The sequence below is a fragment of the Pseudomonas sp. HD57-3 genome, assembly GCF_056113135.1.
Window position 1 is genome coordinate 2,399,631 of sequence record NZ_CM148568.1, and the last position, 24,875, is coordinate 2,424,505.

General features: G+C 60.7%; 19 protein-coding genes and 4 tRNA genes. 18 read left to right on the plus strand and 5 right to left on the minus strand.

Going from position 1 to position 24,875, the window contains the following annotated elements:
• Window positions 1-4 precede the first annotated feature (4 nt).
• Entirely contained in the window at window positions 5-1,555 is a 1,551-nt protein-coding gene (locus AC0R79_RS10735; protein WP_474734368.1) for an MDR family MFS transporter, read from the minus strand.
• Window positions 1,545-2,594, minus strand: a complete 1,050-nt coding sequence (locus tag AC0R79_RS10740) for an HlyD family secretion protein (RefSeq protein ID WP_085607876.1) — start codon at window positions 2,592-2,594, stop codon at window positions 1,545-1,547. The genes AC0R79_RS10735 and AC0R79_RS10740 overlap by 11 nt, the downstream gene beginning before the upstream one ends.
• Before the next feature lie 230 nt (window positions 2,595-2,824).
• Between AC0R79_RS10740 and gltX the strand changes: the two genes are divergently transcribed.
• The 12 genes from gltX to AC0R79_RS10800 all read left to right on the plus strand — a co-directional run bounded on the left by gltX (window position 2,825) and on the right by AC0R79_RS10800 (window position 12,255).
• On the plus strand, window positions 2,825-4,306 hold the full coding sequence (gene gltX, locus AC0R79_RS10745; RefSeq protein WP_007956429.1) for a glutamate--tRNA ligase: 1,482 nt from the start codon (window positions 2,825-2,827) through the stop codon (window positions 4,304-4,306).
• 202 nt (window positions 4,307-4,508) lie between these two features.
• Window positions 4,509-4,584 (plus strand) — tRNA-Ala (locus AC0R79_RS10750).
• A 79-nt stretch (window positions 4,585-4,663) separates the two neighbouring features.
• Window positions 4,664-4,739, plus strand: a tRNA-Glu gene (locus tag AC0R79_RS10755).
• 53 nt (window positions 4,740-4,792) lie between these two features.
• Window positions 4,793-4,868, plus strand: a tRNA-Ala gene (locus AC0R79_RS10760).
• Window positions 4,869-4,946: 78 nt separating this feature from the next.
• Window positions 4,947-5,022 (plus strand) — tRNA-Glu (locus AC0R79_RS10765).
• A 183-nt stretch (window positions 5,023-5,205) separates the two neighbouring features.
• Window positions 5,206-5,745 (plus strand): TetR/AcrR family transcriptional regulator, encoded by a 540-nt coding sequence (locus AC0R79_RS10770; protein ID WP_007956432.1) that lies wholly within the window; start codon window positions 5,206-5,208, stop codon window positions 5,743-5,745.
• Between the two features lie 30 nt (window positions 5,746-5,775).
• Window positions 5,776-6,609 carry an alpha/beta fold hydrolase gene (locus AC0R79_RS10775; protein ID WP_007956433.1) on the plus strand — a complete coding sequence of 278 codons (834 nt, stop codon included), beginning with the start codon at window positions 5,776-5,778 and terminating at the stop codon, window positions 6,607-6,609.
• A gap of 47 nt (window positions 6,610-6,656) precedes the next feature.
• Entirely contained in the window at window positions 6,657-7,118 is a 462-nt protein-coding gene (locus AC0R79_RS10780; RefSeq protein WP_011333342.1) for an acyl-CoA thioesterase, read from the plus strand.
• A gap of 35 nt (window positions 7,119-7,153) precedes the next feature.
• Window positions 7,154-8,113: a tRNA dihydrouridine synthase gene (locus AC0R79_RS10785; protein ID WP_127797474.1), complete on the plus strand. Its 960-nt coding sequence runs from the start codon at window positions 7,154-7,156 to the stop codon at window positions 8,111-8,113.
• A 120-nt stretch (window positions 8,114-8,233) separates the two neighbouring features.
• Window positions 8,234-8,680 (plus strand): Hsp20 family protein, encoded by a 447-nt coding sequence (locus AC0R79_RS10790; RefSeq protein ID WP_063429319.1) that lies wholly within the window; start codon window positions 8,234-8,236, stop codon window positions 8,678-8,680.
• 186 nt (window positions 8,681-8,866) lie between these two features.
• Window positions 8,867-9,562: a DUF1266 domain-containing protein gene (locus AC0R79_RS10795; RefSeq protein ID WP_474734371.1), complete on the plus strand. Its 696-nt coding sequence runs from the start codon at window positions 8,867-8,869 to the stop codon at window positions 9,560-9,562.
• The gene (locus AC0R79_RS10800; RefSeq protein ID WP_474734373.1) at window positions 9,559-12,255 is read left to right on the plus strand and encodes a DUF805 domain-containing protein; all 2,697 of its coding nucleotides are present in this window, start codon (window positions 9,559-9,561) and stop codon (window positions 12,253-12,255) included. The genes AC0R79_RS10795 and AC0R79_RS10800 overlap by 4 nt, the downstream gene beginning before the upstream one ends.
• Here the strand turns inward: AC0R79_RS10800 and AC0R79_RS10805 are convergent.
• From AC0R79_RS10805 to AC0R79_RS10815, 3 genes are all read right to left on the minus strand, one after another.
• Entirely contained in the window at window positions 12,252-13,943 is a 1,692-nt protein-coding gene (locus AC0R79_RS10805; RefSeq protein WP_474734375.1) for an Hsp70 family protein, read from the minus strand. The genes AC0R79_RS10800 and AC0R79_RS10805 overlap by 4 nt on opposite strands.
• 108 nt (window positions 13,944-14,051) lie before the next feature.
• Window positions 14,052-17,330, minus strand: coding sequence for a PAS domain S-box protein (locus tag AC0R79_RS10810; RefSeq protein ID WP_474734377.1), 3,279 nt, complete (start codon window positions 17,328-17,330; stop codon window positions 14,052-14,054).
• Window positions 17,331-17,398: 68 nt separating this feature from the next.
• Complete coding sequence (locus AC0R79_RS10815; protein WP_007956444.1) at window positions 17,399-18,289, minus strand: LysR family transcriptional regulator; 891 nt, start codon at window positions 18,287-18,289, stop codon at window positions 17,399-17,401.
• A 140-nt stretch (window positions 18,290-18,429) separates the two neighbouring features.
• Between AC0R79_RS10815 and leuC the strand changes: the two genes are divergently transcribed.
• The 6 genes from leuC to AC0R79_RS10845 all read left to right on the plus strand — a co-directional run bounded on the left by leuC (window position 18,430) and on the right by AC0R79_RS10845 (window position 24,842).
• A complete protein-coding gene (gene leuC / locus AC0R79_RS10820) occupies window positions 18,430-19,848 on the plus strand; it encodes a 3-isopropylmalate dehydratase large subunit (RefSeq protein WP_007956445.1) in 1,419 nt (472 codons plus the stop codon).
• Window positions 19,849-19,859: 11 nt separating this feature from the next.
• Window positions 19,860-20,504 carry a 3-isopropylmalate dehydratase small subunit gene (gene leuD / locus AC0R79_RS10825; protein ID WP_007956446.1) on the plus strand — a complete coding sequence of 215 codons (645 nt, stop codon included), beginning with the start codon at window positions 19,860-19,862 and terminating at the stop codon, window positions 20,502-20,504.
• 35 nt (window positions 20,505-20,539) lie between these two features.
• The gene (locus tag AC0R79_RS10830) at window positions 20,540-21,307 is read left to right on the plus strand and encodes a class I SAM-dependent methyltransferase (RefSeq protein ID WP_474734379.1); all 768 of its coding nucleotides are present in this window, start codon (window positions 20,540-20,542) and stop codon (window positions 21,305-21,307) included.
• Between the two features lie 69 nt (window positions 21,308-21,376).
• Window positions 21,377-22,459, plus strand: coding sequence for a 3-isopropylmalate dehydrogenase (leuB, locus tag AC0R79_RS10835; protein WP_085655206.1), 1,083 nt, complete (start codon window positions 21,377-21,379; stop codon window positions 22,457-22,459).
• A gap of 66 nt (window positions 22,460-22,525) precedes the next feature.
• Window positions 22,526-23,638: an aspartate-semialdehyde dehydrogenase gene (gene asd, locus AC0R79_RS10840; RefSeq protein ID WP_085607866.1), complete on the plus strand. Its 1,113-nt coding sequence runs from the start codon at window positions 22,526-22,528 to the stop codon at window positions 23,636-23,638.
• Window positions 23,639-23,831: 193 nt separating this feature from the next.
• The gene (locus AC0R79_RS10845) at window positions 23,832-24,842 is read left to right on the plus strand and encodes an aspartate-semialdehyde dehydrogenase (protein WP_007956453.1); all 1,011 of its coding nucleotides are present in this window, start codon (window positions 23,832-23,834) and stop codon (window positions 24,840-24,842) included.
• Window positions 24,843-24,875: the final 33 nt, after the last annotated feature.

Consider the following 24,875-nt stretch of genomic DNA (forward strand, 5'->3'; position numbering starts at 1 on the left):
AAGGTTAATGCGCCTCGCCGGCCTTCAGTCCGGCGGGCAATTTCTTGGTCAGCAAAATCGCCAACATGCTGATGCCCAGCGCAATCCCGACAAAATGAAACGCATCGTTGTAGGCCATGATCAGCGCCTGCTGATGCACGATCTCGCTCAACTTGGCCAACGCCGCCGTGTCATTGCCGAACCGATCGGTCATCGACGCCAGGCGTTCGGCCACCTGCGGGTTGGTCGGTACCACCGCTTCACGCAAGTAATCGAAGTAGGTCTTGGTGCGCGCGTCCAGCAGGGTGGCGAGCAGGGCGATACCGATGGCGCCACCGAGGTTGCGCAGGATGTTGAACAGGCTCGATGCCGAGCCCGCGTCCTGCGGCAGGATGTACGCCGTGGCGATCAGCGAGATGGTCACCATGATCAGCGGCTGGCCCAGCGCCCGGATAATCTGGATCTGATTGAACTGCGGCCCGGCGAAATCAGGGTTGAGCACGCCGGATGAAAAACTCGCCAGCCCGAACAGCCCGAAACCTATCGTGCACAGCCATTTCGGCGAGACGAATTTCATCAGCTTCGGCACCAGCGGAATCAGGAACAGCTGTGGCACGCCCATCCACATGATCACTTCGCCGATCTGCAGGGCGTTGTAATTCTGGATCTGCGCCAGGTACAGCGGCAGCAGATAGATCGAACCGTACAGCCCGACGCCCATGCCAAGGCTGGAAATACTCGAAAGACCGAAATTGCGATTGCGCAGGATGCCAAGGTTGATCAGCGGATTGGGCTTGGAAATCTGCACGATCACAAAGGTGATCAGACTCAGCAGGGCGATGCTGCCCAGCGTCACGATCAGGCTCGATTCCAGCCAGTCCTTGCGATGGCCTTCCTCAAGAAAAACCTGGAGGCAACCGAGGCCGATGCCCAGCGTGAGAATGCCGGTGTAATCGGTTCTTTTCAGCAGTTCCCAATGCGCTTCTTTCTTCTCCAGCCCGTACATCAGCCCGGCGATCATGATCAGCCCCGGCGGGATGTTGATATAGAAGATGTATTCCCAGCCCCAGTTTTCCGTGAGCCAGCCGCCGAGGGTCGGGCCGATGGACGGGGCGAAGGTGGCGGTCATGGCAAACATCGCCATGCCTTTGGCACGGTGGTGTTCGGGGAGTTTGATCAGGGTCAGGGTGAACGCCAGCGGGATCAGCGCGCCGCCGGTAAAACCTTGCATGGCGCGAAACACGATCATGCTTTCCAGGCTCCAGGCCATCGAGCACAGCAGCGACGAAATCAGAAACCCCAGCGACACCCACACCGCCAGCCGCCGTGCCGACAGCAACTGCACCAGCCAGGCGGTCAGCGGGATCATGATGATTTCCGCCACCAGATAAGACGTCGAAATCCACGAGCCTTCTTCCAGGGTCGCCGACAGGGCGCCCTGAATATCCTTGAGCGAGGAGTTGGTGATCTGGATGTCGAGCACCGCCATGAAGGCGCCGAGCATTACGCTCATCACCGCGATCCAGTCCCGCCGGGTCGGTTCACCGACCGGGCGGATCAGTGAATCACCGGCCATTGTCAGGGGCGTCTTTGATGTTCACGGTGGCGGTGACGGACATGCCTGGACGAATCTTGCCGTGCAGCGGGTTATCGGCCTTGAACGTCAGTTTCACCGGAATCCGCTGCACGACCTTGGTGAAGTTGCCGGTGGCGTTGTCCGGCGGCAACAGGCTGAATTGCGCGCCGGAGGCGGCGAACAGGCTGTCGACCCGCGCTTCGATCGGCGTATCGCCATAGGCATCGAAAAGCAGCTCGGCCTTCTGGCCCGGCTGCATGTGGCCGATCTGGGTTTCCTTGAAGTTGGCCTGCACCCAGATGTCTTCGTCCGGAACGATCGACAAAAGATAGGCGCCGGCCTGTACCACTTGACCATTGCGTGCGGCGCGCTGGCCGATCAGGCCGCTGATCGGTGCGTGAATTTCGCTGCGGGTCAGGTTCAGTTCGGCCTGGGCGAGGTCGGCGCGGGCGTTGGCGATCTGCGCGTCGAGGCGTTTGATTTCGGCGGTCAGCGCGTTGACCTGCTGGCGCTGGCTCTGGGCATCGGCCTGGGCCTTGGCCACTTGCGAGCGGGCGATGTGGGCGTCGGCGGAGAGGGTAGTGACCCGTTCCTCGGAGACGTAGCCGGGTTTACGCAGGGTTTCTGCCCGCGACAAATCCACCTGCGAGCGACCGAGCGTCGCCTGGGTAGTGGCGACCTGCGCGTCGCTGGCGGCGATCAGGCTGGCTTGCTGGGTCAGTTTGCTCTGGGCTTGCAGGCGCTCGGCTTCGCGAGTGGCGAGGGCGGCGTTGGCGCGATCGACGGCGAGGCGGAAGTCGTCGCCTTCGAGACGGATCAGCAACTGGCCTTTTTCCACGTGCTGGTTGTCCTGCACCAGGACTTCGTCGATGCGTGCGCTCAACTGGCTCGACACGCGGGTGATTTCACCCTGGACATAGGCGTTGTCGGTGCTTTCATAAAAGCGTCCCTTGAAAAACCAATGAGCAAAAAAGCCCCCGGCTATCAGCAGGACGAGCAGCAGGAAAATGAACAGGCGGCGCTTGAGTTGGGCAGGCATGGGCAAACTGTAGTCGAGGAATTGTAAGGAAAGTTATCAGCAGGCGAATCTGGCATACAGCCGATGAACGGTAAATGCCGTCTGTTGATATTCGGCCATTCACCGCGGCCAACGGGCGTTACAGACGCAACCTTGGCTTAAATGCCCTGCCCGCTGGAGCGGGGCGGGTGTCGCCTGTTACCATTCGCCGCTTGATCGTTCTTTGCTTTTCATTCTTTTCGAGACATGCCATGACCACCGTCCGCACTCGCATCGCGCCATCGCCTACCGGGGATCCCCACGTAGGTACCGCTTACATCGCACTGTTCAACTACTGCTTTGCCAAGCAGCACGGCGGTGAGTTCATCCTGCGGATCGAAGACACCGATCAGTTGCGTTCGACCCGCGAGTCCGAACAGCAGATCTTCGACGCCCTGCGCTGGCTGGGCATCGACTGGAGCGAAGGCCCGGACGTCGGCGGCCCGCACGGCCCGTACCGTCAGAGCGAGCGCGGCGACATCTACCAGAAGTACTGCCAGCAACTGGTCGACATGGGCCACGCCTTCCCGTGCTTCTGCACCGCCGAAGAGCTGGACCAGATGCGCGCCGAGCAAATGGCCCGCGGCGAAACCCCGCGTTACGACGGCCGTGCACTGCTGCTGTCCAAGGAAGAAGTCGCCCGTCGCCTGGCTGCCGGCGAGCCGCACGTGATCCGCATGAAGGTGCCGAGCGAAGGCGTCTGCGTGGTCCCGGACATGCTGCGTGGCGACGTCGAGATCCCGTGGGATCGCATGGACATGCAAGTGCTGATGAAGACCGACGGCCTGCCGACGTACTTCCTGGCCAACGTGGTCGACGATCACCTGATGGGCATCACCCACGTGCTGCGCGGCGAAGAATGGTTGCCGTCGGCGCCGAAACTGATCCTGCTTTATGAGTACTTCGGCTGGGAACAACCGGAGCTGTGCTACATGCCGCTGCTGCGTAACCCGGACAAGAGCAAGCTGTCCAAGCGCAAGAACCCGACTTCGGTGACGTTCTATGAGCGCATGGGTTTCATGCCTGAGGCGATGCTCAACTACCTCGGTCGCATGGGCTGGTCGATGCCGGACGAGCGCGAGAAGTTCTCGCTGCAGGAAATGGTCGACAACTTTGACCTCAAGCGTGTGTCGCTGGGTGGGCCGATTTTCGATATCGAGAAGCTGTCGTGGCTCAATGGCCAGTGGCTGCGTGATCTGCCGGTGGAAGAGTTCGCCGCTCGCGTTCAGAAGTGGGCGTTCAATTCCGAGTACATGATGAAGATCGCGCCGCACGTTCAGGGCCGCGTCGAAACCTTCAGCCAGGTTGCACCGCTGGCCGGGTTCTTCTTCGCCGGTGGCGTGAATCCGGATGCCAAGCTGTTCGAATCGAAAAAGCTCTCGGGCGATCAGGTCCGTCAGTTGATGCAGCTGATCCTGTGGAAGCTGGAAAGCCTGCGTCAGTGGGAGAAGGACAGCATCACCGCGACGATTCAGGCGGTGGTCGAATCCCTCGAGCTGAAGCTGCGTGATGCGATGCCGCTGATGTTTGCCGCGATCACCGGGCAGGCGAGTTCGGTGTCGGTGCTCGATGCGATGGAAATCCTCGGGCCGGACCTGACCCGTTTCCGTCTGCGCCAGGCGATTGACCTGCTGGGCGGCGTGTCGAAGAAAGAAAACAAAGAGTGGGAAAAGCTGTTGGGCGCCATCGCCTGATTGCGTTTGACTCTGCAGGACGCGCCGAAGGTCAGGATCTTTTGATCCTGTCCTTCGGTGTTTTCCCCCGAATTTACGGGGGGAGGGCGGTAAGTGATTGTAATGCCGACAAAAAATTTTGAAATTTTTCAAAAATAAGTTTGACAGACTTTCGATACGCCCTTAAGATTCGCCCCGTCCTCAGCGATGACATCAACGATGAGGGGCTATAGCTCAGCTGGGAGAGCGCTTGCATGGCATGCAAGAGGTCGACGGTTCGATCCCGTCTAGCTCCACCAATTTACACTTCGAAGCCTGGCCACACTGGCTTCGAAGCGATCAACACTCAGCGTTGATCAGTTGTATAGAAGGGTTTGCGTCCCCTTCGTCTAGTGGCCTAGGACACCGCCCTTTCACGGCGGTAACAGGGGTTCGAGTCCCCTAGGGGACGCCAGTTTTACAGAAGCGATGTTGCAAGATGTCGCTCCGCCGAGAGGCGAAAAATCCGGGGCTATAGCTCAGCTGGGAGAGCGCCTGCATGGCATGCAGGAGGTCAGCGGTTCGATCCCGCTTAGCTCCACCAATTTACAGTTCAAGGTCTGGCCACACCGGCCTTGAATCGATCAGTACTCAGCGCTGATCAGTTGTATAGAAGGTTTGTGTCCCCTTCGTCTAGTGGCCTAGGACACCGCCCTTTCACGGCGGTAACAGGGGTTCGAGTCCCCTAGGGGACGCCACGATTACCCGCTCTGCGGGATTTTATAAGGGTCATTCAATTATTGAATGGCCCTTTTGTTTGTCTGGCGTTTGGCCAAATCCTCTTTTTCCTTAACACTGTGCTTCAGACCAGCGGTCACGCTTGTGACTTGCGGAATATTATTATGAGAATAATATTGCTATCGTAATATTCGGAGGCGACGATGAACGACAAGAAAGCTCAAACCCGCGAACGCATTCTCAAGGCCGCCAGTGCTGCACTGATCCAGCGCGGCCCGGCTGAACCGAGCGTGGGCGAAGTGATGGGTGCGGCCGGCCTGACCGTCGGTGGCTTCTACGCACACTTCGAAAGCAAGGACGCAATGATGCTTGAGGCGTTCAAGCAATTGCTCGGTCGCCGTCGCGACCTGATTGCCGACATGGACAGCGAGCTGACCGGTGAAGAGCGTCGCGCGCTTGTGGCCGCGTTCTACCTGTCGCGCAAGCATCGCGATTCCAGCGATTCGGCCTGCCCGATTCCAGCCTCCATCGGCGAGCTTGGGCGGTTGCCGGAAGAATTCCGCATAGCGCTGAACGAGCACCTGGAACTGATGATTGCGCAGTTGGCTTCAAGCCCTGAAGACATCGATAAAGCGTTGGCCGACGTGGCCCTGATGGTAGGTGGTCTGGCGCTCTCAAGGGCGTTGGGACCTGGTGATTTATCCGATCGATTGCTGCGCGCTGCCAAGTCGGCGGTGCGTTGACCTGAAGGCAACAAGCCCGAGGAGAGAGCGATGAGCACGTTGAAGTGGGTTCGCGGCGTTAATGGCACCTTGGGCTGGTTCGCACCAAAACTGGTAGCGAGCAAAATGCGGCTGGCGTTCATGACGCCGCGCGCGAATACACCGCGGGACTGGGAATTGCCCCTGCTGGCCAAATCCGAGCGCATTACCTTGCGTTTCGGTCTTTCGGCCCTGCGCTGGGGACAAGGCCCGACGGTTTTGCTGATGCACGGTTGGGAAGGGCGGCCCACCCAGTTTGCTGCATTGATCACTGCGCTGGTCGAGGCGGGCTACACCGTAGTCGCGCTTGATGGTCCGGCCCACGGCCGCTCACCGGGGCGCGAAGCCAATGTGGTGCTGTTCGCCCGTGCGATGCTTGAGGCCGCTGCTGAGCTGCCGCCGTTGCAAGCGGTCATCGGTCACTCCATGGGCGGCGCCAGTGCCATGCTCGCCGTGCAATTGGGCTTGCGCACTGAAACCCTGGTCAGCATCGCCGCTCCGGCGCGAATTCTTGGTGTGTTGCGCGGATTTGCCCGTTACGTCGGCATGCCGCCCAGAGCTCGTTCCGCGTTCATTCGCGAGGTTGAACAGGACGTCGGCATGCGCGCCGCCACCCTCGATGTTGCCCACTATCAACTGGATATGCCGGGCCTGATCGTGCATGCCGAGGACGACACCTTCGTCTCGGTCAAGGAATCCCAACTGATCCACGAATCCTGGTTCGACAGCCGACTGCTGCGCCTCGAAGCCGGCGGCCATCAGCGCGTGCTGGCCGACCCTCGGGTGATTGATGGCGTGCTATCACTGCTGGCCGGTCGCAGCCTTCAGGCGCGGCAATCGGCGTAGTCATCCGTTACACTGCCCCGGTTGAATCATTTGACCGGGAGTAGGGCATGGGCTGGGATCGGGCAACGCCGTTTACCATTGATCTGCAAGTAGGCGCCGAGGACATCGACGGGCTGGGTCACGCCAACAACGCGGTCTACGTGACCTGGCTCGAGCGCTGCGCCTGGCGCCACTCGCAGCGCCTGGGCCTGGATTTGGTCGAGTACCGGCGTCTGGATCGGGCGATGGCCGTTGTGCGCCACGAAATCGATTACCTGGCCGCCGCCTACGAAGGCGACGAGCTGCAATTGGCGACGTGGATCGTTGATTGGGATCAGCGCTTGAAAATGACTCGTCACTTCCAGCTGATTCGCCCCAGCGACAACGCCACGCTGCTGCGCGCCCAGACCACCTTCGTCTGCATCGAGCTGTCCACCGGCAGGCCCAAGCGCATGCCTGCCGAGTTCATCGAAGGCTACGGCCCGGCCATACAGACGGCGGACATGGGTTTAACCCGCGAAACCCAGTAAACTGCCGCACGTTTTTCCTTGAGTGTGTGTTTCCCATGCAAATTGCTCTGGCGCCGATGGAAGGGTTGGTCGACGACATCCTGCGCGATGTCCTGACCCGTGTCGGCGGTATTGACTGGTGCGTGACCGAGTTCATTCGGGTCAACGACCAGTTGCTGACCCCGGCCTATTTCCACAAGTTCGGCCCTGAACTGCTCAACGGTGCGCGCACCGCTTCCGGCGTGCCGCTGCGCGTGCAATTGCTGGGTTCCGATCCGGTGTGCCTGGCGGAAAACGCGGCGCTGGCCTGCGAGCTCGGTTCTGAAGTGATCGACCTGAACTTCGGCTGCCCGGCCAAGACCGTCAACAAATCCCGTGGCGGTGCGGTGCTGCTCAAGGAGCCGGAGTTGCTCAACCAGATCGTCGAGCACGTGCGTCGCGCCGTACCCGCACACATTCCGGTCACCGCCAAGATGCGCCTCGGTTTCGACAGCCCCGACGGCTCGCTGGTCTGCGCCACCGCGCTGGCCGAGGGCGGTGCCGAGCACATCGTGGTTCACGCCCGGACCAAGGTCGACGGCTACAAGCCGCCTGCCCACTGGGAGTGGATTCCGCGTGTGCAGGACGTGGTCAAGGTGCCCGTGTTCGCCAACGGTGACATCTGGAGCGTCGAAGACTGGCGCCGCTGCCGGGAAATCAGCGGCGTCGAAGACATCATGCTCGGTCGTGGTCTGGTGTCGCGTCCGGATCTGGCCAAACAGATCGCCGCCGCCCGTGCCGGCGAGGAAGTCGTCGAGATGACCTGGGCCGAGCTGATGCCACTGATCCAGGACTTCTGGCTGCAAGCCAAGGCGCAGATGACGCCACGCCAATCGCCGGGCCGTTTGAAGCAATGGCTGGCCATGTTGACCCGCAATTATCCCGAAGCCGTCGAACTGTTTACCGTGCTGCGCCGGGAGACCGAGCCGGATCAGGTCTCGCGTTTGCTGGGTTTGCCGGTCGCTGAAGCCGCCTGAAAAAATCTTCAAACGATCTCTTGAAAACAAAACGCAGGTCCCTATCTAAGGGTTACGCGATGCCGAATTCGGGTCGCGGAGACAAAAAACCTTGCTGATTGTTTTCAGGAGATTTGAACCATGAGTACCGCATTTTCCCTCGCTCCACTGTTCCGTTCCTCGGTGGGTTTCGACCGTTTCAACGACCTGTTCGAAACCGCTCTGCGCAACGAGCCAGGCAGCACCTATCCGCCTTACAACGTGGAAAAACACGGTGACGATCAATACCGCATCGTCGTGGCGGCGGCCGGTTTCCAGGAAGAAGACCTGGAACTGCAAGTCGAAAAAGGCGTGCTGACCATCAGTGGCGGCAAGCGCGATGCCAACGAAGGCGTCACGTTCCTGCACCAGGGCATTGCCCAGCGTGCATTCAAGTTGTCCTTCCGCTTGGCCGATCACATCGAGATCAAGGCCGCCGGCCTGAGCAACGGTCTGTTGAGCATCGACCTGTTGCGAGTGATCCCGGAAGAGGCGAAAGCCAAGCGCATCCCGATCAATGGGGCGCAGAAGCCGGCTCTGCAACACTGATTCACTTGCAGAAACACAATCGTCTGAACGGGCGATAAGCCGCTGAATGAAGGCCCCGATACGTCGGGGCCTTTTTTGTGGGCGCAGGAAAATGGCTGTTCGACTTTGCCGCCAGCGGCGGTTTCTCTACAATCCGCCGCAGTTTTGCCGACCCCATCCTTATCGGTCGGCCTGGAGCCTTTTTTCATGGACGATATTCAACAGCGCTGGCTGTGCGCCCTTTCTGCGCCGATGGCAGCGCTCAACACCGGCGCCGGGTATGACGACCCTGCCTTCTGCGACGACCGCTACATCGATCTGAAAGGCAGCTGGGGAATCGATGACCGGCGGCAATTGTTCGACATGCTCCAGTTGATGACGGACGACGGACATGCAAAGCACCTGAGTGGTGCCTATTTGGCATGGCAACGTTGTCTGCCGAGTGAATGGCAGCGCCTGCTCGAAGAGCTGAGCCCTCGCGAGCGGGTTCTGCATGAGTTTGCCAGTCGAACTTTCGGCGGTTGCGGTCCAGGAGGGATCTTGTCCTGGGATTACGGGCGAATGGGGTTTCTCTTGCGTTGCGCAGTGCGCAATCAGTGGATTGATCTGGCCGAAAGCAACTGGCTGCACAGCCGTTTAGCCGTCAGGGCGCAATTTCACTACGGTAGCTGGATGTCCTACTTCAATGGCTTTGTTGTGGGGCGTACGTTTTGGTGTTGCCTGGACACAAGCGACGACGAGCTGGCTTGCGAGCTGGAGCGGCAAGGGGACAGTGTTCATAACCTGCGGATCACCCGCGGCCTCGCCCAGAACATCCCGCACTTTCTGGCCGACCTGCCCTGGCACATGGAAATTGATTCGTTACCCCGTCCGGCATCGCTCAAGGAGTTCGACTGGTCATGAGTTGCTGGATTCGCTTGGGCATCGAGCCTACATCCGACGAAACCCTGATTCGCGATGCCTACCGCGCACGATTGCCGTCGCATCATCCGGAAACCGATCCTGAAGGATTTCAGGCGCTGCGCATGGCCTACGAAAACGCGCTGCGTCTGGCGCGTGAAGACGAGGAAGAAGCGCCCGAGGAAAAAACTGAAGAGTCAGGGCAGGAGGTTGTCGAGATCCCGCAGGCGTTCGCGGATTTCTGCGAGTTGCTTGACGATCCCGCGCGGCGTTTCAACTTCGAGGCGTGGCAGGCATTTGTCCGGGCGCTGGATGAGCTGTCGCTGGAACAGCTCGATGAACTCAGTTGGGGGCTCTACCACCGGATGGCCGATGCCGGCCCGCTGTCTTACCGCTGCGCGAATCTGTTGGCCAAGCGTATGGCGTGGCATCAGCAGTTACTGGATCTGGAGTTCAACGACGCGCATCGGGTGGAAGCCTTTTTGCAGCGAATCGAAACGCCTGACCCGTTCGATACCGATCTGATGAGCGCCTGGTCAGTGCCTGCGCAGACCGAAACACTTTGGTACGCCCGCAGCCTCGACTTTATTTTCACCCAGCGTCCCCTCCATGAGTTTGCCGACTTCGCCAGCCAGCACACGTGTCTGCCGTTGCCGGATGATGCTGCGTTCATGAAGCGTTTGCTGGTGCAGTTCACCCAGGCGGGCATCGGTGCGCCGATATTTTTGCAGTGCTGTATCGAAAAACAGCTGGAAGCACCGGATGACGTGGACTGGCTCTACCTGTTGGCGTGTCAGAGCAGTCTGCTGGGGCGCGACGATCAGGCATTGCCGTGCTGGATCAGGCTGTGGAACGAGTTTCGCCATCCGATGGCCGAAAGCCGTCTGCTGGAGTTGTGTGCCAAACGGCAACCGACTTTTCTGCCTCTGCTGATTCAGGCGTTCGATTGTCTGGGCGATTTCTCTGAGTGGCCTGCGAATCTTGGGGATGACGCCCAGGTATACGGCAGTCCGTCACAACGCCCCGAGACGCTGAACCGTTGGTTGGGTGTTGGACGGTTGAAGCTCGATAGCCTGGCGCAAAGTTTTGTCGATTGGCACATGACAGGCGATGAGCTCCCGTTGCTTGCCCAGCTGCTGGGTGAGAATGCCGACAGCCGGCTGCTGCAACTGTACCGGCATGCCTGGGCGCTGCATCGCGGTGATGCGGTCTTGCTGCAGCGGATTCTGGATCAGCCGCTGCCGGTCGATGCGCTTGAGTGCCTGGTATTGAGCGGATTCAAAGTTCAGGCCGGACAACATCTGCGCTGGTTGGAGAATGCGCCGATTGCGCAGGTGATGAGCGCCTTCAGCGAAGCGGATTCAACATCAGAGCAATTGCCGCAGGAACTGACAACAGGCGAGCTGCACAAGGTCTGTCGCCTGTGGCTGCGTCGCTTGCGGCCCTATAGTGACACCGCCCTGGAGCGCATCGCTGAAGCGTTCAAATTGGGCGCCGTCAAAGACGACTGTGACTTGTCCGAACTCGATCTGCTTCTTCAATTGAGCCGTCGCGGGATAGGGTTGCCGCCGGCCGGGCTGGGCGAGGCTGCCTGGGAGTGGCACGCTCAAACTGTGTTTTTGCTGGCGTTGCTGGATCAGCCGGAGCGCTGGCTGCCAATGATCGATGGGCAGTGCCTGGAGCGTCTGCCGTTCAGTCCGGCTCATCCTTTGAGCCGACTGCAGCCACTGTTGCGGCGGTTGCAACGCGAGCAAGGCAATTGCGATGGTTTACTGGGCTGGCTGCAAGGCAACGATCCGGTGCACGGCTTGTTGGTGCAGCAATTGTTCAGCGTGCAGCAGGCGCTCGACAGCGCCCGATTGCCTGCCAACACCCTGCTTTACACCTGCATCGAAAGCGACCGCGCTGCGTGTGGCGATGATCTGTTGGGTTTGTTGATGTTCTGGGGCGTGCTCTATCACGACCCGAGCCTGAGCGCCGAGCAGCATCGTGCCTTGCTGCAATCCATCGCAGCAGTCAGTTGCGAGGACGACTGGTTCGAAGGGTTTCGTGACGGCTTGATCAAGGGCGAGCCGGTGTGGCCGCCGCGCAAGGTGTTGACGGATTTTGGGGTTGACAAACTGTTGGCGTACGAGGCCCTCGATTCGCTCAAGGCCATGGTTCGCTATGGCGCTGCCGGAGTGCCGAAAACGCGAGTGCTGCGCCAATTGCAGCAGGGCAAGGATGACGTGAAGAACAGTATCGGCTTGCGCCTGGCGCTGTGTGCCTTGCTGTCCTGGTCGGAGCGTTTGATGCTGGCCAAAAGTGATATTCAGCCGGTGCCGGCATTGGCGATCTGGCGCCTGGGGTCGCGGCTGGGGCGCAAGGCTTTTATCGCTCAGGTCCTGGGGTGTGTGGTGTTTACGCCGGTGGCAGGATTGATCAGCGGCACCACATTCTTTGGCATTCTGATCCTGTTACTGGGTGTTCTGCTGTTATTCGGCGCCACTCTGCGTCGTTTGCATGATATGGGACGAGGCCTGCCCACATTGCTGATATTCGTGGCCTTGTCGCCGGTCTTGCCGTTCCTGCCGCTGCTGCTGTTCGGCTTTCCCGGTGACAAGTTGCCCAACCAGTACGGGGTGCCACCGGACAGCGGCGGTAGTGAAATGCTGTCCGGTGGTTTGCAGGCTGCTCTGCGGCGACTCAACGGTTAGAGGCGCAGTTGGTCCAGCGCTTTGTTGAGCTCTGAGCGGTGGCTGGCGATTTCTGCCGGCTGCTGTCCGCCGAGTACTGTGGTGAAATTGTGCAGCCACTCTGCAATGTGTTCGCGCTGCGTGCCCAGACTCTGCATCCATGCCCGCTCCAGGCGGGCCAGTAGTGTGCGGTTGGGCAATGCGTCGCGCGGATGGACCTTCAGCGTTGACAGTCGGTTATGGCTGTCTCTGCGCGCTTGTTCATCCAGCCCGGTGGGGCTGCGATCGATGCTGTGGCTGTGGCGTTCGCCGGTCTCTAGCAGCGTGACATCGACTTCGAGCAGACCGTTGATGTCGTAACTGAAGCGTACGTCCAGCTCCTGAATGTTATCGGTGGGCGTCAAGGTGACATCGAAAGCGTCAATGAGGATGTTGTCACGTACCCATGGCCGCTCACCCTGATAAACGGCAATGCGCAGCAGCTCCTGTCGGGGATGGGTTGTGTGGTAGCGCTCTACCCGTGACGTCGGGATGATGGTGTTGCGTTCGATGATCGGCGAAAAGGCGCCGTCGATGCCTTTGCCACGCATGGTTGCGATGCCCAGTGTATACGGGCAGACATCGGTCAGAATCAGTTCTTCGATCGCGCCATCGCGCGCCTTGCAGGCCGCTTGCGTGGCCGCGCCCAATGCAACGAGGGTGTCGGGATCAAGATGCCGGTGGGGCAGGCGTCCGAACAGTGTGGCGACCAACTGTTGTACCGCAGGCATCCGCGTCGCCCCACCGACCAGCACCAGACTGTCGAGATCCCGTGGTTTCAGGCGCGCATCGCGCAGGGCCTGTTCGATCGGCGCGCGCAATCGCGTCAGCAGCGGTTCCCAGATCTTCACGGCAGCGGCTTCGTCCAGCGACCATTCGTGCAGTTTGTCGGCATGGTGCCAGCTCAAAGATTGAGGGCCTTCGCCGAGTTTGCATTTGAGTTGTTCCAGGGCATCGCCCAGGCTGGCCATGCCTTGCGGATCAATCATCGACGGGGTCAGTCGCCAGTTTTTCAGACAGGCATTCAGCAGTGCAGCGGTAAAGTCCTCCCCACCCAAAAAGTTGTCCCCGGTGGACGCATGCACTTCAATCAGCGGCAACGCATATTCCAGCACCGTGACATCGAACGTCCCGCCGCCCAGATCGAAGATCAGCGTGCGTTCGAATTTCTGCTCGTGCAGCCCGTAGGCCATCGCGGCGGCGGTCGGCTCGTTGATCAGTCGGGAAACCTTCAGTCCCGCCAGTTCGGCGGCGAACAGGGTGCGTTTGCGTTGCTCGTCACTGAAATACGCCGGCACGGAAATCACCGCTTCAGCCACCGGGTGGCCGAGAAAGGCTTCGGCGTCCTGCTTGAGTGAGCCCAGCACCAGTGCCGATAACTCTTCGGGGCTGAAGGTTTTGGTGCCGAGTTCGATCTGCCTGTCGCTGCCCATGAATCGCTTGAACGCGGCGGCTGTGCGCTCCGGGTGGGTCGTCAGGCGTGCGCGTGCGGCTTTGCCGACCAGAATGGTCTCGTCTTCATCGAGGCTGACCACCGACGGGGTCAGTACCTCGCCGAGGGCGTTGGGGATCAATCGGGCCTGACCGTCCTGCCAGACGGCGATCAAACTGTTAGTGGTGCCAAGGTCAATGCCCAGCAGGGCCGGGCGGGGGAGGGTTGCATCCTGCATGATCAATCTCGAAACGGCGCGAAAAAACGCGACCCTACAGGTTGCCGTCAACCCTGGCAATTACCGGCCTGGCGACAATGCCTGCGGTAAGCGACCGCAGGTGTCTGGTCATTTCAGCAATCCCTTCAACCCCTCCAGCGGCAACGGCCGACTGTGCAAATATCCTTGATACAAATGGCAGCCCAACCCTTGCAGGAAGGCCAGCTGTTCCGGGGTTTCCACGCCTTCGGCGATCACTTCCAGTTCCAGGCTGCGGGCCATGGCGACGATGGCGCGGATGATCTCGGCGTCGTTGGGGTCGGTGGTGGCGTCGCGGATGAACGACTGGTCGATCTTCAGCGTGTCCACCGGCAGTCGTTTCAGATAGGTCAGCGATGAATAACCGGTGCCGAAATCGTCCATGGCAAAACTCACGCCGAGTTTTTTCAGGCGACGCATTTTGCTGATGGTGTCTTCCAGGTTCTGAATAACGATGCCTTCGGTGATTTCCAGTTTCAGCAAGGAGCAGGGCAGGCCGTGGCTGCTCATGCTGCGCTCGATGCGCTCGACGAAGTCGTTCTGGCGGAACTGCCGGGGGCTGATGTTGACGCACAGGCTGAAGGCCAGTGGATCGATCAGCTTTTCGGCGATCAGTTGCTTGAAGGCTTCACACGCTTCATCGAGGATCCAGGTGCCGACCTCCAGAATCAGCCCGCTGTCCTCCAGCACCTTGATGAATTCGGTGGGCGATTGCGCGCCGAGTTCCGGGTGATTCCAGCGCACCAGGGCTTCAGCGCCGATGATGCGGTTGTCCTGGGCGTCGATCTGCGGTTGGTAATGCACGTCGAATTCGCCCCGGGACAGCGCCAGGCGCAGGTCGGTCTCCATGCGCAGCCGTTCGCTCGCCGCTTTCTGCATGGTGTTGTGATACATCTGCGTGGTGTTGCGCCCGGAATCCTTGGCGCGATACAGCGCGATGTCGGCGCGTTTGAGCAGGTCGGTCGGGGTTGAGCCGTGATCGGGAATCAGCGCCACGCCAATGCTCGGTGTCACTTGCAGGCGCTGACCGTCGAGGAACATCGGCTCCGACAGCAGTTCGCGAATGGTGTCGGCCAGCTCGCGCACCTGGGCGCTGACTTCATTGCGGGTGCCTTCCAGACCGCTGAGCAACACCACGAACTCATCGCCACCGAGCCGCGCAACCGTGTCTTCCATGCGCACGCTGGCCTCAAGCCGTGCGGTGATGATTTTCAGCACCGTGTCGCCGACCGGGTGACCCAGCGAGTCGTTGATGTGCTTGAAGTGATCCAGATCGAGAAACAGCAGCGCACCGCGCAAATTGTGGCGCTTGAGCAGGGCGATCTGCTGGCTCAGTCGATCCATCAACAGCGCGCGGTTGGGCAGGTTGGTCAGTGGGTCGTGATAGGCCAGGTGGCGGATCTGCGCTTCGGCGTTCTTCAGCAGGCTGACGTCCCGGGCCGTGAGCAACAGGCACGCGGTTTCATTGAGGGTGATCGGTTCGACCGAGACTTCCACCGTCAGGATCTCGCCGCGCTTGTTGCGCCCGAGCATTTCCTGATGGTGCACGCGGCCCTTGATCTGCAGCTCAGCGAGCAGTGCCGAACGTTGTTTTTCTTCGGCCCAGATGCCGACCTGATACACGGTTTTGCCCACGACTTCGTCGGCACGGTAGCCGGTGAGGCGGCAGAAACCGTCGTTGACCTCCAGATAACGCCCGGTGTCGCGCTCGGTGATGGTGATCGCGTCGGGGCTGGAGTGAAACGCCTTGGCGAATTTCTCTTCGCTGGCCTTGAGCGCCGCTTCCGAGCGCTGTTGCTGGGTAATGTCGCGCAGCGTGGTGACAATGCACGGCTGGTTGCCGACGCTGATCTGGCGGCTGGAAATCACGCAGGTCAGCGACTGACCGTCCTTGTGCTGGACGATGATCGCGACATTGCTCAGGCCCTGTTCGCGGATCACCCGTTCGATGCGTTGCAGGCTTTTCGCCGAGGCGTCCCACAAGCCGATTTCTTCGGCGGTGTGGCCGATCACATCGCTGGCGCTCCAGCCGAAGGTCTGGGAAAAGCTGGAGTTGATCTCGATGAATTCCCCGGTTTCCTGGCGCGTCACGCAGATCGGGTCGGGGCTGACCTGGAACAGCGTGGCGAATTTTTCTTCCGAAGCCACCAGCCGTTGCTCGCGTTCAACCTGATCGGTGATGTCCAGCAGGGTGCCGGCCATCCGCAACGGTACGCCGTTGTCGTCGCGATAGAGGCGGGCGCGGCTTTCCAGGTAGCGTGAGCTGCCGTCCGGCAGTTGCACGCGGTAAGTCAGCTGATAATTGCCCGCCGGGCCTTCGCGCAGGCTGCGATAGGCATCGCGCATGCTGTCGCGCTCTTCACCGGGGACGCCCTCGAAGAACTCTTCGAACGATTCATGGAACGGTTTCGGCTCCAGGCCGTGTAATTGCGCAGCGCGGGCCGAGCCGTAGAGCATGCCGCTGGGAATGTGCCAGTCCCAGGTGCCGAGTTGCGCCGAATCCAGCGCCAGGTCGAGGCGTTCCTGGCTGTCTTTCAGGGCATGTTCGGCGGCTTTGCGTTCGGTGGTGTCGAGAAAGGTGCTGAGCAAGTAGGGCTGGCCTTCGAGTTCGACCTTTTGCGCACTGAGGATGCCGTCGTGGATCTGGCCATTGCTGGCGCGGAACTGCACCTCCATGCTGATCAGTTCGCCCTTGGCCTTGGTTTTCTTGACCAGCTCCGCCCGTTGTTCGGGATGTACCCACAGGCCCAGCTCCAGGGTGGTGCGACCGATGGCGCTCTGCACCGGCCAGCCGAACAGACTTTCGAAATACTGGTTGGCCTCGCTGATCAGGCCGTCTTCCTGACGGGTCAGCAGCACCATGTTCGGGCACAGGTGAAACAGCGTGGCGAAACGTTTCTCGGAGCTGCTGAGTGCCTGTTCCCGTTGCCGCTGGTGGGTGATTTCGCGGATCACCCCGATCATTCGGGGCCGGCCGTGTTTGTCCGGCAGCAGGCTGCCGTTGATCTCCAGCCAGTGCAGGCTGCCGTCGGGCCAGCGGATGCGATGGTGCATCGCCTGTTCAAGCGGCGCGCCGGCAATTACCGCGTGGAAGGCGCGGATGGTTTTCGCCCGGTCTTCCGGTGGCAGCAGGTCGAGGTATTCTAGGTCTTCGGGCAGCGGTTGCCGTGGATCGAAGCCGAACAAGGCCTGAGTGCCGCGCGACCAGCTGATCTGCCCGCGCTCGATGTCCCAGTACCAGGCGCCGAGGCGGGCGCCGTTGAGCGCCGCGAGCAATTGCGGCGCGCTCTCCCAGCTCTGCTCGGAACGCCGTGGATCAATGGCCTGAATACGCGGCATCGGCGGAATACGGTCAACAGATTTCGGCATTGTTAAGGGGCCTTGAGCTGATTTGGGCGTTAGGCACAGGGACGGCAGCTCTATAGGAGTAGCACAAGTTAGCCGAGAGTCCCTGGCAGATCGATTTGAGCGTCCAGCAGGGCCATAAACGCCCGTGCAGCATTCGACAGCGTCCTTTCAGTGTGCAGGATATAGCCTAGCTGGCGACTGAGCTGTATGCCCGGTAAAGGTATGCGCGCCACCTGTTCATCGAGCATCGTGCGCGGCAAAACGCTCCAGGCCAGGCCGATCGACACCATCATCTTGATGGTTTCCAGGTAGTTGGTGCTCATGGCGATGTTCGGCGTCAGGCCCTGAGCCTCGAACAGCCGTTGGACAATGTGGTGGGTAAAGGTGTTGCCGCCGGGGAAAACTGCCGGATGGCCGGCTATGTCCGCCAATGTGACGGCGCCGTTGCTGATCAATGAATGTTCCGGGGCGACCACGAAATCCAGCGGGTCATCCCAGACCGGCGTGGCCTTGACCAGCGTATGCGGCTCCGGCGCCAGGGTGATGACCGCCAGTTCTGCGCGGCCATGGAGAATTTCCTCGTAGGCCACTTCCGAATCAAGGAACTGAATATCCAGCGCCACCTGTGGGTAGCGGCGAGTGTATTCCCTCAATAAGGGCGGCAAGCGGTGCAGACCGATGTGGTGACTGGTGGCCAGGGTCAGGCGACCCGTGACTTCGCCGGTCAGGTTGGTCAGGGCGCGCCGCGTGTCGTCCAGCACGTTGAGAATCTGATAAGCCCGTGGCAGCAGGGCCCGGCCGGCCTCGGTCAGGCCCACTTCACGACCGAGCCGGTCGAACAGCCGCACATTCAATTGTTGCTCCAGCCCGGCGATGCGTTTGCTGATCGCCGGTTGCGTCAGGTGCAGCCGTTCACCGGCGCCGGAGAAGCTTCCGGTCTCGGCAATCGCGATAAAAGCATTGAGGTTGGCCAGGTCCATGTTCGTATTCCAGTTGGTTATCCAAAGCATAAAAAATATGAATTTGAGTTATTTAATCTAACCCCATAGGATCGGCCTCACAAGCCAAAGGGTTATTGATAAGCCCAGGGCATAGAAACAAGCTGATGAGGAACCGTCTGATGGCCGGCAAAACGCTCTACGACAAGCTCTGGGATTCGCATTTGGTCAAGCAGCGCGACGATGGCTCGGCGCTGATCTATATCGATCGTCACATCATCCACGAAGTGACCTCGCCGCAAGCCTTCGAAGGCCTGCGTCTGGCCGGGCGCAAGCCGTGGCGCATCGATGCCAACATCGCCACCCCGGACCACAACGTACCGACCACCCCGGAGCGCAAGGGCGGCATCGAAGCCATTGCCGACCAGGTCTCGCGTTTGCAGGTTCAGACCCTCGACGACAACTGCGATGAATACGGCATCGTCGAATTCAAGATGAACGACGTGCGCCAGGGCATCGTTCACGTAATCAGCCCGGAGCAGGGCGCGACCTTGCCGGGCATGACCGTGGTCTGCGGCGACTCACACACCTCGACCCACGGCGCGTTCGGCGCCTTGGCTCACGGTATCGGCACTTCCGAGGTAGAGCACGTGCTCGCCACCCAGTGCCTGGTCGCCAAGAAAATGAAGAACATGCTGGTGCGCGTCGAAGGCCAGTTGCCGTTCGGCGTGACCGCCAAGGACATCGTCCTCGCGGTGATCGGCAAGATCGGCACCGCCGGCGGTAACGGCCATGCCATCGAATTCGCCGGCAGCGCGATCCGCGATCTGTCGATCGAAGGCCGCATGACCATCTGCAACATGTCCATCGAAGCCGGCGCCCGCGTGGGCCTGGTAGCGGCGGACCAGAAGACTGTGGATTACGTCAACGGTCGTCCGTTCGCTCCGAAAGGCGCCGAGTGGGATCTGGCGGTCGAGTCCTGGAAAGACCTGGTGTCCGACGCCGACGCGCATTTCGACACCGTGGTCGAGCTCGACGCTGCGCAGATCAAGCCGCAGGTCAGCTGGGGCACTTCGCCGGAAATGGTCTTGGCCGTTGATCAGAACGTACCGGACCCGGCTAAAGAGATGGATCTGGTCAAACGCGACTCGATCGTCCGCGCCTTGAAATACATGGGTTTGACCGCCAATCAGGCGATCACCGACATTCAGCTCGACCGCGTATTCATCGGTTCCTGCACCAACTCGCGGATCGAAGACTTGCGCGCTGCGGCGGTGATTGCCAAGGGCCGCAAGGTTGCGTCGACCATCAAGCAGGCCATCGTGGTGCCGGGCTCGGGTCTGGTAAAGGCGCAGGCCGAGGCCGAAGGTCTGGACAAGATCTTCCTCGAAGCCGGTTTCGAATGGCGTGAACCGGGCTGCTCGATGTGCCTGGCTATGAACCCGGATCGTTTGGAGTCCGGCGAGCATTGCGCCTCGACGTCCAACCGTAACTTCGAAGGCCGTCAGGGCGCCGGTGGCCGTACCCACCTCGTCAGCCCGGCCATGGCCGCTGCGGCGGCGGTGAACGGTCGTTTCATCGACGTTCGTGAATTGATCTAAAGGAGCGCAGCATGAAAGCTTTTACCCAGCACACTGGTCTCGTCGCGCCTCTGGATCGTGCCAACGTCGACACCGACCAGATCATTCCGAAACAGTTTCTGAAGTCGATCAAACGCACCGGTTTCGGTCCGAACCTGTTCGACGAGTGGCGTTACCTCGATGTGGGTCAGCCGTATCAGGACAACTCCAAGCGTCCGCTGAACAAGGAATTCGTGCTCAACGCCGAGCGTTATCAGGGCGCCAGCGTGTTGCTCGCCCGCGAAAACTTCGGCTGCGGCTCCAGCCGTGAGCACGCGCCGTGGGCGCTGGAAGAATACGGTTTCCGCAGCATCATCGCGCCGAGCTACGCCGACATCTTCTTCAATAACAGCTTCAAGAACGGCTTGCTGCCGATCATCTTGAGCGATGCGGAAGTCGACGAGTTGTTCAAACAGGTCGAGGCCGCACCGGGCTATCAGTTGCAGATCGATCTGCACGAGCAGACCGTCACCAGCCCGAACGGCAAGGTCTACCGCTTCGAGATCGACGCCTTCCGCAAACACTGCCTGCTCAACGGCCTGGACGACATCGGCCTGACTCTGCAGGACGGCGATGCGATTGCCGCGTTCGAAGCCAAGCATCGCGCGAGCCAGCCGTGGTTGTTCCGCGACGCGTGAATTTGAAAGGTTGAAACCCAGAAAAGGACGTACTCATGACCAACACCGCCCAGCACAGTCAGGTTGTACAAAAGCAATTCGGTGAACAGGCCGCCGCCTACCTGAGCAGCGCCGTTCACGCTCAAGGCACTGAATTTGCGCTGCTGCAGGCTGAATTGGCGGGGCAGGGCGAGGCGCGGGTGCTGGATCTGGGTTGCGGCGCCGGCCACGTGAGTTTTCACGTCGCCCCGTTGGTGAAAGAAGTGGTGGCCTATGACCTGTCGCAGCAGATGCTCGACGTGGTTGCCGCCGCTGCGGTTGATCGCGGTTTGAGCAACGTGTCCACGGTCAATGGCGCCGCGGAGCGCCTGCCGTTCGTCGATGGCGAGTTCGACTTCGTGTTCAGCCGCTATTCGGCGCACCATTGGAGCGACCTCGGCGTGGCCTTGCGCGAAGTGCGTCGGGTGCTGAAACCGGATGGCGTGGCGGCGTTCATCGATGTGCTGTCGCCGGGCAGTCCGCTGTTCGACACCTATTTGCAGAGCGTCGAAGTGCTGCGTGACACCAGCCATGTGCGCGATTATTCGGCCAGTGAGTGGATGCGCCAGGTCAGCGAATCGGGGCTGCACACCCGCAGCACCACGCGTCAGCGCCTGCGTCTGGAGTACAACAGCTGGGTCGAGCGCATGCGCACACCCGAAGTGATGCGCGCCGCGATCCGCCAGTTGCAGCAATCGATGGGCAACGAAGTGCGCGAATATTTTGAGATTGAGGCCGATGGTTCGTTCAGTACAGATGTACTGGTGCTCTGGGCTGAAAAGTAACTTTGGAACAATAAGTATTTTTCCGGGCGCGCCAGTCGATGGCGCACCGACTGAAGACACGAGGAAAGCATGAGCAAGCAGATTCTGATTCTCCCAGGCGACGGTATTGGTCCGGAAATCATGGCCGAAGCGGTCAAGGTGCTGGAGCTGGCCAACGACAAGTACAGCCTGGGCTTCGAGCTGAGCCATGACGTGATCGGTGGCGCCGCCATCGACAAGCACGGCGTGCCGCTGGCCGACGAAACCCTCGACCGCGCCCGCGCCGCCGATGCCGTGCTGCTGGGCGCCGTCGGCGGCCCGAAATGGGACACCATCGAGCGTGACATCCGCCCTGAGCGCGGCCTGCTGAAAATCCGTGCACAACTGGGCCTGTTTGGCAACCTGCGTCCGGCGATCCTGTATCCGCAACTGGCCGACGCTTCGAGCCTGAAGCCGGAAATCGTTGCCGGCCTGGACATCCTGATCGTCCGTGAGCTGACCGGCGGCATCTACTTCGGCGCGCCGCGCGGCACTCGTACCCTGGAAAACGGCGAGCGCCAGTCCTACGACACGCTGCCATACAGCGAAAGCGAAATCCGCCGCATCGCCCGTGTCGGTTTCGACATGGCCCGCGTACGTGGCAAGAAACTGTGCTCGGTGGACAAGGCCAACGTGCTGGCGTCCAGCCAGCTGTGGCGTGAAGTGGTCGAGCAGGTCGCCAAGGATTACCCGGACGTCGAACTGAGCCACATGTACGTCGACAACGCCGCCATGCAACTGGTGCGCGCACCGAAGCAGTTCGACGTGATCGTCACCGACAACATGTTCGGCGACATCCTGTCCGACGAAGCGTCGATGCTCACCGGTTCCATCGGCATGCTGCCGTCGGCCTCGCTGGACGCCAACAACAAGGGCATGTACGAGCCTTGCCACGGTTCGGCGCCGGACATCGCGGGCAAAGGCATCGCCAACCCGCTGGCGACCATTCTGTCGGTGTCGATGATGCTGCGTTACAGCTTCAATCTGCACGAAGCGGCCGATGCCATCGAGAAAGCGGTCAGCGTGGTGCTGGATCAAGGTCTGCGCACCGGCGATATCTTTTCGACCGGTTGCACTAAAGTCGGTACGCAGGAAATGGGTGACGCAGTAGTCGCCGCGCTGCGGAATCTGTAATCTCTCGGGCCCGCTGCGAAATTCAATACAAAGCAGCGGCCCACTTTTCAAGAAGGTGTAGTTGCGATGAAACGTGTAGGTCTGATCGGTTGGCGCGGCATGGTCGGTTCCGTGCTCATGCAGCGGATGCTGGAAGAGCAGGATTTCGATCTTATCGAGCCGGTGTTTTTCACCACTTCCAATGTCGGTGGCCAAGGCCCGTCCGTGGGCAAGGACATTGCTCCGCTCAAGGACGCTTACAGCATTGAAGAGCTGAAGACCCTCGACGTGATCCTGACCTGCCAGGGCGGCGACTACACCAGCGAAGTGTTCCCGAAGCTGCGCGAAGCCGGCTGGCAGGGTTACTGGATCGACGCGGCCTCGAGCCTGCGGATGAACGACGACGCCGTCATCATCCTCGACCCGGTCAACCGCAAGGTCATCGACCAGCAGCTCGACGCGGGCACCAAGAACTACATCGGCGGCAACTGCACCGTCAGCCTGATGCTGATGGGCCTGGGTGGTCTGTTCGAGGCCGGTCTGGTCGAGTGGATGAGCGCCATGACCTATCAGGCGGCCTCCGGTGCCGGCGCGCAGAACATGCGTGAACTGATCAAGCAGATGGGTGCGACCCACGCCGCTGTCGCCGATCAACTGGCTGATCCTGCCAGCGCGATCCTCGACATCGACCGTCGTGTGGCCGACGCCATGCGCAGCGACGCGTACCCGACCGAAAACTTCGGCGTACCGTTGGCCGGCAGCCTGATCCCGTGGATCGACAAGGAACTGCCGAACGGCCAGAGCCGCGAAGAATGGAAGGCCCAGGCCGAGACCAACAAGATCCTCGGTCGCTTCAAGAGCCCGATCCCGGTCGACGGCATCTGCGTGCGCATCGGCGCCATGCGCTGCCACAGCCAGGCGCTGACCATCAAGCTGAACAAAGACGTGCCGATCGCCGACATCGAAGGGCTGATCAGCCAGCACAACCCTTGGGTCAAACTGGTGCCTAACCAGCGCGAAATCAGCATGCAGGAGCTGAGCCCGACGAAAGTCACCGGCACCCTGAACGTACCGGTCGGTCGTCTGCGCAAGCTGAACATGGGTTCGCAGTTCGTCGGTGCTTTCACCGTCGGCGACCAACTGCTGTGGGGCGCGGCCGAACCGCTGCGCCGCATGCTGCGGATCCTGCTTGAGCGTTGATCGCTTGATGCAATGAAAGAACCCGCGCCTTGCGAGAGGCGCGGGTTTTTTTGTACCTGTTGATCGTTCCCACGCTCTGCGTGGGAATGCAGCCATGGACGCTCCGCGTCCGCTCTTCGTGGCGGGCGCGAATTGCCTGTGTGCGACTCACCCGGTAAAGTGCCGCTCCCCCCGTTTCGCCAGAGGTAGCAACATGACCCAGACCCTTGATATTGCCGTGATCGGCGCCACCGGTACTGTCGGCGAAACCCTCGTGCAGATTCTCGAAGAGCGCGACTTTCCGGTCGGCACGTTGCACCTGCTGGCCAGCAGCGAATCCGCCGGCAGTTCCGTGCTGTTTCGCAACAAGAACGTGCGCGTGCGTGAAGTCGACGAGTTCGATTTCAGCAAGGTCAAGCTGGCGTTCTTCGCCGCCGGTCCGGCCATCACTTTGAGTTACGCCGCACGTGCGCATGCGGCAGGTTGCTCGCTGGTTGATTTGTCCGGCGCCTTGCCGGCGGATCAGGCGCCGCAAGTGGTGCCGGAAGCCAATGCCGATGTACTGGCCGGTTTGAAAGTGCCGTTTCAGGTCAGCAGCCCGAGCCCGTCGGCCACCACATTGGCCGTGGTTCTGGCGCCGCTGCTCGATCTGATCGAGCTGCAATACGTGCATGTCACCGCCAATCTGGCGGTTTCCGCCCAAGGCCGCGAAGCCGTGACCGAGCTGGCGCGCCAGACCGCCGAACTGCTGAACATGCGTCCGCTGGAGCCGACTTTCTTCGACCGGCAGATGGCTTTCAACCTGCTGGCTCAAGTCGGCACGCCGGACGCGCAAGGCCACACGCTGCTGGAAAAACGTCTGGTTCGCGAGCTGCGTCAGGTGTTGGCCAAGCCTTTATTAAAGATTTCCGCAACTTGCGTTCAAGCCCCGGTGTTTTTTGGCGATAGCTTTAGCGTGACCTTGCAGTCAGCGAGCGCGGTCGACCTGGAAAAGGTCAACGCCGCGCTTGAAGAGGCCGAGGGTATCGAGCTTGTAGAGGCGGGCGATTATCCGACCGCCGTCGGTGACGCGGTGGGGCAGGACGTGGTCTACGTCGGGCGCGTGCGTGCTGGTGTCGACGAGCCGTCGGAACTTAATCTGTGGCTGACGTCAGATAACGTACGCAAAGGTGCGGCCCTCAACGCCGTGCAGGTCGCCGAGTTGTTGATAAAAGACCTGCTGTAAAAGATACTTGGCAACAATTTGTCGACTGATTCT